General features: G+C 54.6%; 13 protein-coding genes. 9 read left to right on the top strand and 4 right to left on the bottom strand.

From position 1 onward, the window contains the following. Window positions 1-226 precede the first annotated feature (226 nt). The gene (locus tag HK23_RS11430) at window positions 227-1,126 is read left to right on the top strand and encodes a MurR/RpiR family transcriptional regulator (RefSeq protein ID WP_086654055.1); all 900 of its coding nucleotides are present in this window, start codon (window positions 227-229) and stop codon (window positions 1,124-1,126) included. Window positions 1,127-1,160: 34 nt separating this feature from the next. Here HK23_RS11430 and HK23_RS11425 read toward each other — a convergent pair whose 3' ends face one another. The 3 genes from HK23_RS11425 to iolD are packed head-to-tail and all read right to left on the bottom strand — an operon-like array spanning window position 1,161 to window position 4,761. Further along, on the bottom strand, window positions 1,161-1,988 hold the full coding sequence (locus tag HK23_RS11425) for an SDR family oxidoreductase (protein ID WP_086654054.1): 828 nt from the start codon (window positions 1,986-1,988) through the stop codon (window positions 1,161-1,163). Further along, window positions 1,985-2,884, bottom strand: coding sequence for a myo-inosose-2 dehydratase (iolE, locus tag HK23_RS11420; protein WP_086654069.1), 900 nt, complete (start codon window positions 2,882-2,884; stop codon window positions 1,985-1,987). The genes HK23_RS11425 and iolE overlap by 4 nt, the downstream gene beginning before the upstream one ends. Window positions 2,885-2,889: 5 nt before the next feature. Next, on the bottom strand, window positions 2,890-4,761 hold the full coding sequence (iolD, locus tag HK23_RS11415; RefSeq protein WP_086654053.1) for a 3D-(3,5/4)-trihydroxycyclohexane-1,2-dione acylhydrolase (decyclizing): 1,872 nt from the start codon (window positions 4,759-4,761) through the stop codon (window positions 2,890-2,892). A gap of 453 nt (window positions 4,762-5,214) precedes the next feature. On the opposite strand from iolD, the gene HK23_RS11410 reads away from it, so the two are divergent. The 7 genes from HK23_RS11410 (at window position 5,215) to HK23_RS11380 (ending at window position 12,932) form a co-directional block, all read left to right on the top strand. Further along, the gene (locus HK23_RS11410; protein WP_086654052.1) at window positions 5,215-6,651 is read left to right on the top strand and encodes an NAD-dependent succinate-semialdehyde dehydrogenase; all 1,437 of its coding nucleotides are present in this window, start codon (window positions 5,215-5,217) and stop codon (window positions 6,649-6,651) included. A 1-nt stretch (window position 6,652) separates the two neighbouring features. Beyond that, complete coding sequence (locus HK23_RS11405) at window positions 6,653-7,465, top strand: HpcH/HpaI aldolase family protein (RefSeq protein WP_086654051.1); 813 nt, start codon at window positions 6,653-6,655, stop codon at window positions 7,463-7,465. Beyond that, window positions 7,465-8,427 (top strand): hydroxyacid dehydrogenase, encoded by a 963-nt coding sequence (locus tag HK23_RS11400; RefSeq protein WP_086654050.1) that lies wholly within the window; start codon window positions 7,465-7,467, stop codon window positions 8,425-8,427. Before HK23_RS11405 ends, HK23_RS11400 begins: the two co-directional genes overlap by 1 nt. After that, a complete protein-coding gene (locus HK23_RS11395) occupies window positions 8,424-9,602 on the top strand; it encodes a Gfo/Idh/MocA family protein (RefSeq protein ID WP_086654049.1) in 1,179 nt (392 codons plus the stop codon). The genes HK23_RS11400 and HK23_RS11395 overlap by 4 nt, the downstream gene beginning before the upstream one ends. A gap of 35 nt (window positions 9,603-9,637) precedes the next feature. Further along, window positions 9,638-10,762, top strand: coding sequence for a Gfo/Idh/MocA family protein (locus HK23_RS11390; RefSeq protein WP_086654048.1), 1,125 nt, complete (start codon window positions 9,638-9,640; stop codon window positions 10,760-10,762). A 40-nt stretch (window positions 10,763-10,802) separates the two neighbouring features. Then, window positions 10,803-11,324, top strand: coding sequence for a VOC family protein (locus HK23_RS11385; RefSeq protein ID WP_086654047.1), 522 nt, complete (start codon window positions 10,803-10,805; stop codon window positions 11,322-11,324). 147 nt (window positions 11,325-11,471) lie between these two features. After that, window positions 11,472-12,932, top strand: a complete 1,461-nt coding sequence (locus tag HK23_RS11380; RefSeq protein ID WP_256940168.1) for a sugar porter family MFS transporter — start codon at window positions 11,472-11,474, stop codon at window positions 12,930-12,932. Between the two features lie 342 nt (window positions 12,933-13,274). Here HK23_RS11380 and iolG read toward each other — a convergent pair whose 3' ends face one another. After that, window positions 13,275-14,282: an inositol 2-dehydrogenase gene (gene iolG, locus HK23_RS11375; protein WP_086654067.1), complete on the bottom strand. Its 1,008-nt coding sequence runs from the start codon at window positions 14,280-14,282 to the stop codon at window positions 13,275-13,277. A gap of 165 nt (window positions 14,283-14,447) precedes the next feature. On the opposite strand from iolG, the gene HK23_RS11370 reads away from it, so the two are divergent. Continuing rightward, entirely contained in the window at window positions 14,448-15,476 is a 1,029-nt protein-coding gene (locus HK23_RS11370; RefSeq protein ID WP_086654046.1) for an alpha/beta fold hydrolase, read from the top strand. Window positions 15,477-15,523 lie beyond the last annotated feature (47 nt).

Here is a 15,523-nt window from a genome sequence, read left to right as displayed (position 1 = left end):
CAAATCCTGCCCCCGCAACCAATATCCTAAAAAAATAAAGCAAATTATAACCCGATGCAGAAATGTAGCGGGGTGTCGTGCTATCGTGCGCTGGGAATACTCTCTTATCCCAAGGTAGCATAAAGAGAGCGTCGCATAGTGCAGGGGCTACAAAAATACGGTCCGCGCAGCTCTTCCCTTTATCCATATCGCGAAAAGTGATGCCAAGGGGTATGGTACGAGTATAATGAAGATATCGCAAAAAAAGCAGGTAGCGGCTTCATCCTCCTCTCCGGACACGTATGAGGAGTTGATCCGCGTTATCCATGATCGCTACGCTGATCTGAGTAATTCTTATCAGAAAATCGCTTTATATATAACGCAGAATCCGAATGATGTTGCTGTTGATTCGGTCTATGTCGCGGCAGAAAAATGCGGCGTGCATGCATCTGGTTGTGTCCGTTTTGCCCAGTCCCTGGGCTATAAAGGATACAAGGATTTGCAGGCCATATTCAGGCATCGTCTTTCTACAGCGGCAGTAGGATTCAACGCTCGTGTCAGAGCGCTGGAAGACGAGCTTGATACCCGCGAAGATCGCACCGAGATGGGGTTCCTGCAGGACCTGATCGGGCGCGATATCTCGTCTTTGCAGGAATTGTTGGTAAATATTAGTCCAGAGCAGGTGGCACAGGCTGTCGACCTTATGGAACAGGCCGATACGATCTACCTGATAGGCCAGTTACGTTCTGCTCCTGTGGTCGAGCTTCTGCGTTATACGCTGACAATGTTGGGGAAGCGTACAGTACTGCTGGATAGCGCGGGCGGCCTTGCAACCCATATGGCCCGAGTCATTCGCACCACTGATCTGCTGTTCGCAGTGTCCTTCCGCTTCTATGCTAGCGAAGTTGCCAATATTATTGAGGAAACAGCAGCACGGGATGTTCCGGTGGTAGCGATCAGCGACAACACCCTTTCTCCGCTGACGCGTAGCGCAAAGGTACTGTTTTGTGTGCCAGAGCATGAATATACGTTTTCACGTTCACTCGCAGCTCCCATGTGTCTAACTCAGGCATTGGTTGTGGCCTTGGCATCGCGACTACAAAACGACCCACACGAACCACGGATACCTGTCGCTACACAGAAATAACGAGAGGATACACGCAGACTGGAAGAATTCAGCCTTAAGAACTGGCGGGCCAGTGCATTGGTCCTTCAGGTGTTGGCATGCCGCGGGCGGCAGCGCCCCACACGGACTGATCAAAATTGACAATCGCACCGGTCATGAGCCCGGCGTCACCGGAAACGAGGAAGTTCACGGCTCGCGCCACCTCTTCTGGTGACACTAGTCGGCCAAACGGAAGGTGGGCGGCGGCTTTTTCCATCCAGTCCGGATCATTCGTTTCCGCTATCTGAATTTCTTGTTCCTTGTCCGACGCCATCCACCCGATATTAAGCTGGTTCACACGGATCCTGTTGGCCACTACGGAAAACGCCGTATTGGCTGTCAGGGTAGCCAATGCGCCCTTTGATGCACAGTAAGCGCTAATGAAGGGTTGTCCCGAAAGTGCCGAGATTGAACCGATATTGCAGATCGCCCCTTCAATCCCGTCACGGATCATATGCCGAATTGCTTCCTGCATAAGGAAATAGGGACCGCGCACATTGGTTGCGAATATGCGGTCAAACAGCTCGGGGTCTGTATCCAGTATGGTGCCCCGCTGCGTGAGTGCCCCAGCATTTACCAGTACATCCACATGGCCAAAATGCTGGTGGGTCTGAGCAATAACAGCCCGACATTCAACGACGGATTCCAGATCGGCGCGAATAAACAGAACAGATAAGCCCGAACGCTCCGTAATATCCCGCGCAAGTGCTGCTCCGCGTGCCTCACTCCGTCCGGTAATGGTGATTCCCGCGGCGCCAGCAGCAGCAAGGCGACGCGCAATGGCCGCCCCAAGACCCTGCGTGGCCCCCGTGACCACGCAGATTTTATTCTCCATCCGGTTCATGATGCGACGCTGTATTCCGCCTGCTCCATAAGCTGCATAAGGGCAGCATGTCCCTTGCGGGCCATTTCCAGGGGCGGGTTAAGAGTCGGGTCCTGTTCGGCTTCAACAACAAACCAGCCTTCGTAATCATAGGATGAAAGCCGTTCAAAAATAGGCAGGAAATCGATCGAACCATCTCCCGGTACGGTAAAGGCTCCCTTTACGACGGCATCAAGGAAACTCTCTTTTTCGCGGTCAAGGCGATCGATCACGGGTTTGCGCACATCTTTGGTATGAACGTGGCTGATGCGAGCGTGATGGTTATCAATAACACGGAGCAGGTTGCCGCCCGCAAAATAGAGATGTCCCGTATCAAACAGCAGATGCAGCGCTTTGCCTGAATGTCTCATCAGGAGGTCAAGCTCGGCTTCGGTCTCAATCGGGGCTGCCATGTGATGGTGATAGGCGAGGGGCATGCCCTCATCGGCGCACCATTCGGCAAATGTTGTCATCTTGCGGCCATAGGTTCGAATGTCTTCTTCCGAAAGGCGCGGCTTGGTTGCGAGAGGGGCTGAACGAATCCCCTGAATAGAGCGTGCAGTTTCGCCATACACGATACAGGGCGCGCCTGCGGCAATGAAAAAATCCATCTGAGCACGGATGCGGTCTTTCTCCGCTTCCATATCTCCATCCAGTAGCAGCCCGGAAAACCATCCTCCACAGACTGAGATGCCGTAGCGTTTCAAGATTGGCCCCAATTCGTTCATGTCCATCGGGAAACGCCGTCCGGTTTCCATACCGGTAAAGCCTGCCTCACTGGCCTGACGCAGACATTCCTCAAGGCTGACATCATCGGAGAGCTCTGCAAGATCGTCATTCCACCATGCAATCGGTGCGATGCCCAGTTTTGCTTTCATGATCATTATACTCCCACACGCTGTTTTGCGCGGATTTCTTCTTGTTGTTTTCTTGCCGCCTGCACGGATGCGCGGGAGGAGACTTCCGGAACGCCTACATCCCAGTCTGCATCACCGGGTGCCCAGGCATGGGCATCTGTAGTAATGGTTAAAACAGTTGTACGGTCGGTAGTTTTTGCCCATTCAAGGGCAGATGTCAGTTCGGTCAGGCTGTCGCACTTGCGCGCGAGTGCGCCCATGGATTCAGCATGTTTGACAAAATCGACATGGAGAGGATTGGTTGGCTGCTGCACCCGGCAGTCGACAAGCAGGTTGTTGAAACCGGGAACGCCCTTGGCTTGCTGAAGGCGGTTGATGACTGCAAAACCCCCGTTGTCACAGACCACGATAATCATTTTGTGGCCTGTTAGTACGGAGGAATAGATGTCAGAATTCATCATCATGTAAGTGCCGTCGCCAATCATGACGATGGGCGTGCCGCCAGTTCCTCCCGGCCCCTTGCTGGCCATGGCATGACCCCAGCCTGCGGCTATTTCATATCCCATGCATGAAAAGCCAAATTCAAGGTCGAAGGTATTGGGGGCTTTGACCCGCCAGCCTTTACACACTTCGCCGGGCAGACCGCCCGCAGCGGTAATGATGGTGTCGTTTTCACTCGCAACATCATTCACTGCATGCACAACCTGTGCATAGGTGGGTATGGGGGCGTTGGTCGGGGTCTGCAATTGTGTTAGCAGCTTGTCCCATTCTCCAAACAGATGCTGGGCATGCTGCATATGCTGTGAGTCGGCCTTCCAGTTTCCCAGAAGCGCATCAAATTCGGTTACTGTTTCCAGGGCATCGCCTACAACCGCAACCGCGCGGTGCTTGACCGCATCAAACCGTGCTGTGTTGATGGAAATGAACCGCGCTGTCTGGCTGAAGACCGTCCATGACCCGGTCGTAAAATCCTGCAACCGGGTGCCAATTGCAACAATCACATCCGCTTCTCCCGCCAATGCATTGGCTGACGTGGAGCCGATAATGCCAATCGGGCCAGCATGGGCTTCGTGATGATGGGTAAGGCTGCCTTTGCCTGCAATTGTTTCTACAATCGGGATGCCATGTTTTATCGCAAACGCCGCGACAGCATCTTCTGCCAGGGAATACCGCACCCCACCGCCTGCGATCAGAAGTGGTTTTTTAGCAGTTTTTAACAGTTCCACGGCCTGCGCGAGCTTGTGCCGGTCCGGTCGCGGACGGGGAATGCTCCATATTTTTTCTTCAAAGAAAGCGATAGGATAATCAAAGGCGATTTCCTGAATATCCTGCGGCAGGGAAATAAATGCCGGTCCGGAATCAGCTGGATCAAGCATTGTAGCGGTGGCTTGCGGCAGAGAGGGCAGGATTTGCGCCGGATGCATAATCCGGTCCCAGTAACGGGTTACGGATCTGAACGCATCATTAACGGTTATTGAGGGGTTATTAAAATGTTCGACCTGTTGCAGAACCGGGTCGGGCAAGCGGGAAGCAAAAGTATCTCCCGCCAGCAAAAATAAAGGCAGGCGATTCGCATGGGCTGTGCCAGCGGCTGTCACCATATTCAGCGCGCCCGGTCCGATGGATGATGCAGCAATCATGATCTGCCGCCGCCGTTGGGCTTTGGCAAAACCCGTTGCTGCCAGTGCCATGGACTGCTCATTCTGCCCGCGCCATGTGGGCAGCCTGTCCTGCACGGCTTCGAGTGCTTCTGAGAGACAACTGACGTTCCCGTGCCCGAAAATGCCAAAGACTCCGGGAAAAAGTGGAACGCGTTGACCTTCAATTTCCGTAAACTGATTGACCAGCCACTGAACAATGGCCTGAGCCGTAGTGAGGCGTATTGTCGCCTGTGTCATTTTTGTTTCCTCCCTTGACGGGTGACAGTCACCATATCCAAACGCAATATATGTTGACAATAAAATAAATGAGCAACATTAGTTGCAATGTAAAAGAGGAAGAGAGGAGCTTGGTGATCCAGTCGGGTGATCGCAGGGACGTCTCGCACATCTGGATAGACTGATGGTCTGCCCGTGGTGAACGCCGCAACGCAGAGGTTGGTTCACTGTGTTGTCTGCCCGTCATTTCCCTGTGTTGGGATAATGAACCGCCACCAGACTGTTTTTTACTAGTTCGTGAAAAAAACACTTCTGCTGTTATGGAGTTGACTGCTGGGCCTCAGGCAGAAGGGCTACCAACAAATAATACGGTTTTACTACGACAGGGAACGCAAAAGACCTGTCTTCTTTTACCGTAGCGGTGATCAGGTCAATCGCCGCATGTCGTGTCATAATAATAACAGGGACCGAATAATGTACACGAATTTCGGATTGTTTATTGATGGTGCATGGCGCAAGGCGGCTAAGGAAGCCACCGAGCCGGTCATCAGCCCCGTTTCGGAAAGCTCTCTTGGAGACGTGCCAAGTGCAGGTGTTGAGGATACGCAGGCAGCCATAGAAGCTGCACAGGCAGGACTGGCGCGATGGTCTGCCACCCCTGCCCAGGTGCGTGCAGATGCCCTGCATGCCATTGCCAATGAAATGGTCAAACGCACGGAAGAAGCTGCGCGGATGATTTCAAGTGAAACAGGCAAGCCACTGGCACAGTCGCGTCGTGAATGGGGGCTGAGTATTGACCAGTTCCGATGGTATGCTGAAGAAGCTCGCCGTATTTATGGCCGCATTATAGAAAGCCGCGTGCCGGGTGGCCGGTTTGATGTGAGCCATGAGCCAGTTGGCGTGGTTGCTGCGTTTACAGCGTGGAATTTTCCCGCATCTCTGCTGGCCCGCAAGATGGCGCCCGCACTGGCTGCGGGCTGTTCCGTCATCGCGCGTCCATCGTCCCAGACGCCGGGCACTGCCATGGTCATGTTTGACTGTTGCCGGGCCGGAAATTTGCCGCCGGGTGCTATTAATCTGGTGGTGGGATCAACCGACGCGACTTACCGGCCCATCATGGCGACAAAAGCTGTGCGGAAGGTCTCCTTGACCGGGTCCACGCGCATCGGCCAGCAGATGATTCGTGATGCCGCCGACACCATGAAAAAAGTGTCCATGGAGTTGGGCGGCAACGCACCGCTGATTGTTTACGATGATGCGGATCTGGAGCTGGCCGTCACGACGGCAGCGCAGGCAAAGTTTGGCAATACGGGGCAGGTTTGCGTGGCGCCTGACCGCTTTTTTATCCATGACCGCCTGTATGAAGCGTTTGTCGACGGACTCGTCGGGCGTGCCAAAGCCCTCAGGCTCGGTGACGGTCTGGATGAAAATGTGGGCATGGGGCCGCTCATCAATGCACACAGGCTTGCGGAAATAGAGGCCATTGTTGCTGATGCAGTTGCCGGTGGCGCGCAGGTGCGCACCGGCGGTCAGCGGTCATTAGGGTTCAATAGTGGCTATTTCTATGAACCAACGGTCCTGACCGATGTGACAGATGATATGCGCGTGATGGCGGAAGAAAATTTCGGTCCTATTGCCGCCATCACCCGTTTTGCAAGTGATGACGAAGTGCTGACCCGAGCGAATGCCTCGGATATGGGGCTAGCCGCCTACGCCTTTACCCGCTCGCCCACGCGAGCGCGCCGCACGATTGCAGAACTGAAGGCGGGGATGGTTGGGATCAATTCCACAGCGCTTGCCGCAGCGGAGGCTCCTTTTGGAGGCACCAATTTCTCTGGCATGGGCCGGGAAGGGGGGAGCGAAGGCATTCTGGATTATCTGGATGTAAAACTGGCACAGGTGGTGTTCTGACATGATCCCCAACCGTCTCAAACAACTCTGGGCCGAGGGAAAACCCACGCTGAATGGCTGGTGTTCCATTGGCAATCCTTTCACGGCTGAAATCATGGCCGCGCAAGGCTACGACTCAGTCACCATAGACGTGCAACACGGTGCGCTGGATTACTCCAATGCCCTGCCCATGATGCAAGCCATGCGTGCATCCGGTGTGGTGCCTATGGTCCGTGTGCCGTGGAGGGAACCCGGCATTATCATGAAAATGCTTGATGCTGGCGCGTATGGTGTCATTTGCCCGATGGTCAACACGGCAGAACAGGCCGCCGAATTTGTAAGTTACATGCGCTATCCTCCTCATGGGCAACGTAGCTTTGGTCCCACGCGGGTCTCGTTTGCTGCGGGCAGTAACTATGCCGGCGGAGCAAATGACGAAATTCTTGCCTTTGCCATGATCGAGACGCAGCAAGGCATGGATAATCTTGCCGAAATTGCTGCAACACCGGGCCTTGATGGCATTTATGTTGGCCCTGCAGATCTGACGTTCAGTCTGGCTGCCGGACGGCTACCTCCCGGTTTTGACCGTGAGGAGCCGGAGATTATTGAAAGTCTGCATGAAATCCTTGCTGCCTGTCAGGACAGTGGCATTCGCGCAGCCTTGCATTGCGGGACGCCCGAATATGCGGCTCGAGCCATAGGCTGGGGATTCAACATGACGACCGTGTCAGGGGATTCCCGGCTGCTTGCTGCTGCCGCAGGAGCCAGTGTCGCGCAGTTTCGCAAGCTGCTTAGCCGCGAGAGCGTGCGAGTTGTCGAGGGAGGCGTGTACTGATGCCACATATCCTTGTTGCGGGGCACCTCCATTCAGCCGGTCTGGCTCTGCTCGATCGTACTTCGGGTATAACTTATGATTATATCGAGGACATATCGGAAGACAGTTACGCTCCCTTCATCGCGAATGCCGACGCGCTGGTCCTGCGAACCCAGCCTCTTTCTGCCGCAACAGTGGCAAGGGCGTCGAAGCTGAAAATCGTTTCCCGGCACGGTGTTGGGTATGACGCCGTTGATCTGCCCGCGCTCGATGTCCGGGGTATTACCCTCTGTATTGCGGGCGACGTCAATTCTGTCTCCGTTGCTGAACATGCGATGACGCTCATTCTGGCCTGCGCCAAGTACCTTGTCCGTGCAGATCAGGCGGTGCGTGATGGGCAGTGGGAATGGCGCAACAAGCTTATGGCAGGGGAGGTGGGGGGCAGGCGGCTTCTGATACTCGGCTATGGCCGCACGGGACGTCATCTCGCCACCATGGCAGCCGGATTTGACATGGAGATCCGGGCCTATGACCCGTATCTTGCCGCTCAGGGGAAATGGCCGCCCGGTATGGTGGGCAACGTTGAAACGCTGCAGGACGGGCTTGAATGGGCGGATATCATTTCCGTCAACGTGCCCAAGGGGGACCATCCGCTTTTAGGGGCGGCAGAACTCCAGCGCGTCCGGCCGGGAGCCATTCTTGTCAACACCGCGCGCGGCGGTGTGGTGGATGAGGTTGCCCTGGCGGAAGCCTTGTCTACCGGCCGCATTGCTGCCGCCGGGCTGGATGTGTTCGACCCCGAACCTCCTTCCACCCATAACCCGTTGCTGGAGATGGAGCAGGTTATCCTGACTCCCCATATTGCGGGGCTGACCACGCAGGCGGCTGAACGCATGGCTGTCTATTCTGTCAAAAATGTTCTGGATTTTTTTACAGGGGCGCTTGATCCCGCTCTTATTGTGAACAGGGAGTTTGTGAAATGAGCAAACGTAAACTGCGCATTGGCCTGATTGGCAGTGGCTTTATGGGCCGCACTCACGCCTTTGGCTATTCAACCGCGTCCCGTGTGTTTGATCTTCCGTTTCAGCCGGAACTGACGTGTCTGGCTGATATTTCCGATGAAGCCGCTGCGAAGGCGGCAGATGCTCTGGGATTTGCCCGCTCTACCAGTGACTGGCGCACGCTTGTCAACGATCCTGAAATCGACGTGGTCAACATCACCGCTCCTAATGCGTTTCATAAGGAAATGGCGTTGGCAGCGATTGCCGCGGGCAAGCACGTCTATTGTGAAAAACCTCTCGCGCCACTTGCAGCAGATGCCCGTGAAATGGCCGAAGCGGCAGAGGCAAAGGGCGTAAAAACACAGGTCGGCTTTAACTACCTGTGCAACCCCATGCTCGCACTGGCACGAGACATGATTGCCGCAGGTGAACTGGGTGAAATCCGGGGATATCGCGGCCTGCATGCGGAAGATTATATGGCGGACGCATCGTCCCCCTTTACGTTCCGTCTTGACCCGGCGGGAGGAGGGGCTCTTGCTGATATTGGTAGTCACGCCCTTGCAACAGCTGAATTTCTTATGGGGCCAGCCGCAGGCGCGATTACGCAGGTAATGGGGGACTGCGTGACGGTTATCAAGACGCGGCCTGACGGCAAAGGCGGCACGCGTGCCGTGGAGGTGGATGATATTGGCCGCGCACTCCTGCGCTTTGAGAACGGAGCGACGGGATCGGTTGAAGGAAACTGGATTGCGACTGGCCGCACCATGCAGCATGACTTCGAGATATACGGCACGAAAGGCGCACTGGCCTTTACCCAGCAGCGATTCAATGAACTGCACTTCTTCTCTAGTGCCGATGCGCGGGGGCGCAAAGGATTCCGCCGTATTGAGGCGGGCCCAGAGCATGCACCCTATGGTCTGTTCTGCGTAGCACCGGGCCATCAGCTGGGTTTCAATGACCTCAAGGCGATAGAAGTTGCCCGGTATCTGGAAGCACTGGCCGGCCATCAGCCGGAACCGTTCAATTTCCGGGCGGGACTGCGCATCCAGATACTGGTGGAAGCCATTCATGCTTCAAGCAAATCTGCAGCCTGGCGGGACGTGCCGACGGACAAGGTGCAGCATCAGGCGAAATCCCGGCAGCACGAAAAGGCATAACGCCATCCATCCCATGACTTCATGGAGGAACGACCATGAACCAGCCTGTCTATGACAAAAAAATTCGCTATGCCGTGATCGGCTGCGGGCAAATCTCCCAGCAGTCCTTTATCCCCGGTATCGCGCGCGCTGCCAATTCCACTCTGGCGGCTCTGGTGACCGGTGATATGAAAAAGGCCGAAGCCCTTGAAGCCCGCTACGGTGTCCGCGTCTGGCATTATGATGATCTGCCCGAGCTTCTGACATCGGGGGAGATTGATGCCGTTTATCTGGCAACGCCGAACGGGCTGCACAGGCAATATGCCGTGCCAGTGCTGGAGGCCGGGTTGCATCTTCTGCTTGAAAAACCCATGGCAACCAGCCTGGAAGATTGTGAAGCCATTTTGCAGGCCCAGCGTAACGGCGGCGGCAAACTTATGATCGCCTACCGTCTGCATTGTGAACCTTCAACAGTGGAGCTGGTAACACGTTGCCGTAATGGGGATTTCGGAACTCTGCTCGGTTTCAGCTCAGTATTTGGGCAGGATGTGCCGCAATCAAACCATCGTGCCCGTGGCGGATACTGGTCCGGTCCGGTGCCGGACCTTGGTAATTATCCTATTAACGCGGTGCGTCATCTCTTTGGGGCTGAACCCGTGGAAGTCACGGCTGTTGGCACACGCACGCCGGGTCGGGACTTCAATTTTGATGATACGGTTTCAGTCGTGCTGCGGTTTGCTGATGGCCAGATTGCAGATTTCATGGTCAGCTATGCCTGCGCTACGGTTGAAGGTCTTACGCTGTTTGGCAGCAAGGGCAGCGTCAAGGTTGACCCTTGCTATACTTTCGGCCCATCCGTCGCCATTACGTACACCACGCTGATTGACGGGAAGAAGGACCGGCAGAGTTATGGTCCTGTTGAGCATTTTGGTGGAGAAACCTTCTATTTTTCTGAATGTATCCTGAATGATCGGGATCCCGAGCCCGATGGCGAGGACGGGGTGCGGGATGTGCGGGTTCTGGTTGCAGTAGAAGAAGCTCTGCGCACGGGGAAACCACAATCTCTGCCACCCCTTGCTGCGCGGGAGGGGATACAGCAGGACCAGATGGTCAGTCTGCCCCCGGTCGAGCAACCATTGGAAAGCGATCTGATTGGCGTCATGGCGCAGGCTGCTTCATGACCCGGAACCCTATGGCCTTACTCATGCAAGGGCAGAAATCATGACAGCCACCACCTGTCCCCGGCCGCTAAATCATATCGGTATCAGTGTGCCGGATATTGACCGTGCCATTGCATGGTATGGGGAAGTTCTGGGCTACCGGCTGTTCAGCGGACCATTTGATCTGGTCACCAGCCCGCCGGGAGTAGCTCAGTTTCAGGATGCGCTGGGTGAGCGCTGCAAGCATGTGCGTATCGCGCATCTTTCCACGGGTGGGGGAGTAGGCATTGAGCTGTTTCAGCCAGTCTTGCCAGCTGCGTTGCCCCACACGACCGATATCCGGTTTGATCAGCCCGGCCCGTTCCACATATGCGTAACGGACCCGGACATAGAAGGGCTGATCAGCAAGATTGTCGAAACCGGAGGGAGCCAGATTTCAGAGATATGGGATGACCGTCCCCCGTCAGGAATTTACCGGATGGTGTACTGTCGTGACCCGTTTGGCACCATTATCGAAATTCACACGCATTCTTATGAAATTGTTCAGGGATGGCGTGTGGTGGGTGAAACACAGTCCTCATAATACAGACCGTCGGTGTGATTTCCGGAAAAAAACCGGCATCGCGTAGCATATTCTACAGTTGCGTTCACTAAAAGGCGCAGGAGTTATTTCCGCGTCACTCTGCTGAAACAGAACAACAAGAACAAAGAGCTGCTGGAGTAGTGAAAAATGAAAAGATCCATAAAGGATATTATGTTTGTCCAATCGGACAAGCATGATGTAGGCTACGTGCTGCGGATATGTGCGATCGCAGCACTTGGTGGCATTCTGTTTGGTTATGATACCGCCGTTATTTCGGGGGCGGTTGGGTCGTTGCAGTCCTATTTCCACCTCTCACCAGCAGAAATTGGCTGGGCTGTTTCCAACGTGCTGCTTGGTTGTATTCTGGGTGCTGCGGTTTCGGGCTGGCTGGCAGATCGCTTTGGCCGCCGCCCGACATTGGCGGTCTCCGCTGTGCTGTTTACGGCATCAGCCGTTGGGGCGGCGCTGGCAACTGGTTTTGCATGGTTCGTGATCTATCGCTTTATTGGCGGGGTTGCGGTGGGTGTGGCTTCTTCAGTTTCTCCTATGTATATGTCGGAAGTTTCGCCAAAAGACATGCGTGGGAGAGCGCTTTATATGGAATCCTTTGCCATCGTCGGCGGCCAGCTGGCCGTCTTCATTGTCAATTATCTGATCGCTCGGAGTGCTACCGAGACATGGCTCACAAATGTGGGCTGGCGTTGGATGCTGGGCTCCGAAGTTATACCCTGCGTTGTATTCTGCATCGCAATTTTCTTCATGCCGGAATCTCCACGCTGGCACGTCCTGCGCGGACGGGATGATGATGCGATGCGGACCCTGACCCGTATTTCCAACGAAAACCATGCGCGATCTGTCCTGACAGAAATCAAGGACTCACTGGAGCATAAGATCGAGACGTCTGAGCTGGGCCGGGCTGTTGCCTCAAAGGGGGCGCGGTGGATTATCTTTGTAGGCGCAGCGGTTGCCATGTTGCAGCAGCTAACGGGCGTGAACAGCATGATGTACTATGCACCGCTGGTATTGGGTTCGGTGAGTGGCAGTGTGCAGAATGCCTTGTTCCAGACCATATGGATCGGGGTGGCATCCGTATCGGGTGCGGTGCTGGGCAGTTGGGTTATTGACCACAAAGGACGGTTGCCGCTGTTTCGGTTCGGCTCAATCGGCATGATTATTGGCCTTCTGGCAACGTCCTGGGCACTTTATACCCAGACGCAGGGGTATTCCGCTCTGGCGGGCATGCTGGTCTACATGCTGCTATTTGGTCTGTCCTGGGGGCCGCTCACATGGGTTCTGATTGCTGAAATTTTTCCAAACCGGATCCGCGGCGTGGGCATGAGTATTGCAGTATCGGCCAACTGGGTGATGAACTTCATCGTCAGCCAGCTTTTCCCGATGATTGCACAGAACGAGAGGCTTGATTCGCTTTTTCACGGTGCGCTGCCAATGTGGCTTTTCGCGCTCTTTACTCTTTTTTCATGGTGGTTTGTGGAACGGTATGTGCCGGAAACCAAAGGTATCGCGCTTGAGAAAATTGAAAGCGTTATGCTGGCCCCAAAGCGCCGACGTGGCGATAATACGCCGACGGTTGCGAAAGAGAAAGCCTGACTGATCTGCCAGGTCAGAAGTGAAACGGCTGGAGAAAAAGGCATGTGGCAAAAAGTGCCTCATGCCTGTTTAGGGGGCAGGGTGGGCGGTGAGGATGTCGCGCATAGTCCAGTGATTGGTAAGAAAGAATTGATACCAATTATTCGGTGTTGGTCATTGTGGCCTCGGATAGAACAAGAGCCGTCCAGAAAAATTTCGTAACCCTATGCCATAGATAACGAGTATATGGACCAGCAGCGGGGGCAGTAAAAATAGACGGCCAGTTGAAGAACCTGAAAGGCTGAAACTTCAGAATGGCAGAATTGGCCATGCAGTTTCAGCCGCATGGCCTGAACGTTGATGTTACCCGATTTCACTTACGTCCACGATACGTCCTTCCTGCAGAGATTTCAGCGCGGCTTCGGCAAGGACGAGTGCCTGCCTTCCGTCATTGTAGCTTACGGCAACAGGGGTGCTATTTTCCACGGCATCTACAAAAGCATCAATCTCCGCATCAAACGCCTCGCGATAGCGTTCTATGAAAAAATTCAGCAAAGGAGCCGCGTGGTCGGTAAACGTGCTGCCAGACAACACCATATGATGGGGGCGTCGGTTTTCAGAAATCGCCATTCCCAGGCTGCCAAAGGCTTCAACACGCTGGTCATAGCCATAGGTGGCTTCACGTGAATTAATAAGAATGGCCTGCTTGCCTGAGGAGGTTGTCATGACAACTGTGATCGTATCCTCATCATTCAGCGCATTCATAAGAACAGGGTCAGCAAGGCGCGACCCCACAGCAAATACGCGCGTAGGCTCTTCACCCAGAATGAAGCGAGCCATATCAAAATCGTGGATCGTCATATCGCGCAGGATCCCGCCAGATTTTTCCAGATAAGCTTCTGGTGGAAAGCCGGGGTCACGTGAGGTAACGATAAGCTGATGCAGCTCTCCTATGGTGCCGTTACGAACGGCTTCAAACACTGCCCTATGGCCGGGGTCAAAACGCCGCACGAACCCGATCTGGACAGGCAAGGTCGTGTGTGCGATGGCAGCAGCACAGCGGTCTACCCGCTCAAGGCTGAGGTCAATCGGTTTTTCGCACAGCACGGGCTTACCTGCCGCCAGTGCCTGCTCCAGCAAATCGGCGTGGGTATCGGTTGCTGTTGCTATCAGCACAGCATCGACATCGGGTGAGGCAAAGACTTCCTCCGCTGATGCCATCACAGGGGCGCCGGTTGCGTCAGATACAGCCTGTGCGGCCGCACGGTTGATGTCATACACTGCCGCTACACGCGCTCTGGTATGGGCAGCAATATTGGCGGCGTGCATGGCACCGATACGGCCACAGCCCAGAACTCCAATTCCAAGCATAAGAAATTTTCCTGTTTTGATAGATGATGGATAAAAGACAATGCTTATCCAGCTGTTTTTCAGCATAGGAAAGAACAGCCGAGACTATTTGTTGGTTCCCTTTTGTCCAGAGGAAGGTCACTGTCCAATAATCTGACAGAATCCCTGTAGGGAAGGAGTTGAAGAATGAAGAACATTCGATCAGGCCAACGGCCTGCTCTCTACCTGTTGCTGGCAGCAGCGTCCCTGCTTTGCAGTTCAGAAGCACGGGCTGCGCCACAGGATATTCCTGTTTACGGTTCTGAATTACAGGGTTTTTCCTATCCGTGGCCTGTATTGAAATTTTCCTTTCAGTCCCAGCGACAGACGTTGCATATGGCTTACATGGATATCCGGCCGGACCATCCTAACGGGCGGGTCGCTGTGCTTCTGCACGGAAAAAACTTCTGTGCTGCCACATGGGACAATACGATTCATGTTCTGGCTAACCGCGGCTACCGGGTGATAGCCCCAGACCAGATTGGCTTTTGCAAATCCAGCAAGCCGCAGGCCTATCAGTTCAGTTTCGGTCAGCTTGCCAGCAATACTCATGAGCTTCTAAAGCACCTGAATATCTCACGGGTCTCTTTGGTGGGGCACTCCACTGGCGGAATGCTGGCTATTCGTTATGCTCTTATGTTTCCAAAGGATATTTCCAGACTGGTTCTGGTTGACCCTGTGGGGCTGGAGGACTGGCAAGCTAAGGGTGTGCCATATCGGACAGTTGATGCATGGTATGCCCGTGAACGGGGCAAGACGGCTGAGCAGATCCGGGCTTACGAACAAAAAGTCTATTATGCAGATGAATGGCGACCGGACTACGAACCGTGGGTCCAGATGCTTGCAGGCATGTATCGGGGGCCAGATGCCGATAGTGTCGCATGGAATTCCGCCTTGCTATACGACATGATTGCCACACAGCCTGTGATCTATGACTTGCCACGGCTCACTCCTCCGACAACATTGATGATCGGGGATAAAGATGTGACCGCAATTGGCAGTGATGGCGCTCCCCCTGATGTGCGCGCAAAGTTGGGACACTACCCCGAACTCGGCAAAGCCGCAGCGGCAGCCATTCCCGGTGCAAAGCTGGTTGAATTTCCCAATGTGGGGCACACGCCGCAGTTACAGGCTCCAGAGGCTTTTCATAAAGCGTTGCTTCAGGCTCTGAATTAAAAACGAGATTGTCCGTCATGACGTCCCGTCCGCATGCGGGGTGACGG

It is taken from the genome of Acetobacter malorum, assembly GCF_002153605.1.
GTDB classification, from domain to species: Bacteria; Pseudomonadota; Alphaproteobacteria; order Acetobacterales; family Acetobacteraceae; genus Acetobacter; species Acetobacter malorum_A.
The sequence above is the reverse complement of the archived record's forward strand: the minus strand, read 5'-3'. Positions and strand labels throughout refer to the sequence as shown.

What these genes read in the sequence shown, in the direction of transcription:
- HK23_RS11380 (WP_256940168.1), top strand. Translation starts at nt 11,472, where the DNA reads ATGAAAAGATCCATAAAGGATATTATGTTTGTCCAATCGGACAAGCAT.
- HK23_RS11400 (WP_086654050.1), top strand. Translation starts at nt 7,465, where the DNA reads ATGCCACATATCCTTGTTGCGGGGCACCTCCATTCAGCCGGTCTGGCT.
- HK23_RS11385 (WP_086654047.1), top strand. Translation starts at nt 10,803, where the DNA reads ATGACAGCCACCACCTGTCCCCGGCCGCTAAATCATATCGGTATCAGT.
- iolG (WP_086654067.1), bottom strand. Translation starts at nt 14,282, where the DNA reads ATGCTTGGAATTGGAGTTCTGGGCTGTGGCCGTATCGGTGCCATGCAC.
- HK23_RS11425 (WP_086654054.1), bottom strand. Translation starts at nt 1,988, where the DNA reads ATGAACCGGATGGAGAATAAAATCTGCGTGGTCACGGGGGCCACGCAG.
- HK23_RS11405 (WP_086654051.1), top strand. Translation starts at nt 6,653, where the DNA reads ATGATCCCCAACCGTCTCAAACAACTCTGGGCCGAGGGAAAACCCACG.
- HK23_RS11395 (WP_086654049.1), top strand. Translation starts at nt 8,424, where the DNA reads ATGAGCAAACGTAAACTGCGCATTGGCCTGATTGGCAGTGGCTTTATG.
- HK23_RS11390 (WP_086654048.1), top strand. Translation starts at nt 9,638, where the DNA reads ATGAACCAGCCTGTCTATGACAAAAAAATTCGCTATGCCGTGATCGGC.
- HK23_RS11410 (WP_086654052.1), top strand. Translation starts at nt 5,215, where the DNA reads ATGTACACGAATTTCGGATTGTTTATTGATGGTGCATGGCGCAAGGCG.
- iolE (WP_086654069.1), bottom strand. Translation starts at nt 2,884, where the DNA reads ATGAAAGCAAAACTGGGCATCGCACCGATTGCATGGTGGAATGACGAT.
- iolD (WP_086654053.1), bottom strand. Translation starts at nt 4,761, where the DNA reads ATGACACAGGCGACAATACGCCTCACTACGGCTCAGGCCATTGTTCAG.
- HK23_RS11370 (WP_086654046.1), top strand. Translation starts at nt 14,448, where the DNA reads ATGAAGAACATTCGATCAGGCCAACGGCCTGCTCTCTACCTGTTGCTG.
- HK23_RS11430 (WP_086654055.1), top strand. Translation starts at nt 227, where the DNA reads ATGAAGATATCGCAAAAAAAGCAGGTAGCGGCTTCATCCTCCTCTCCG.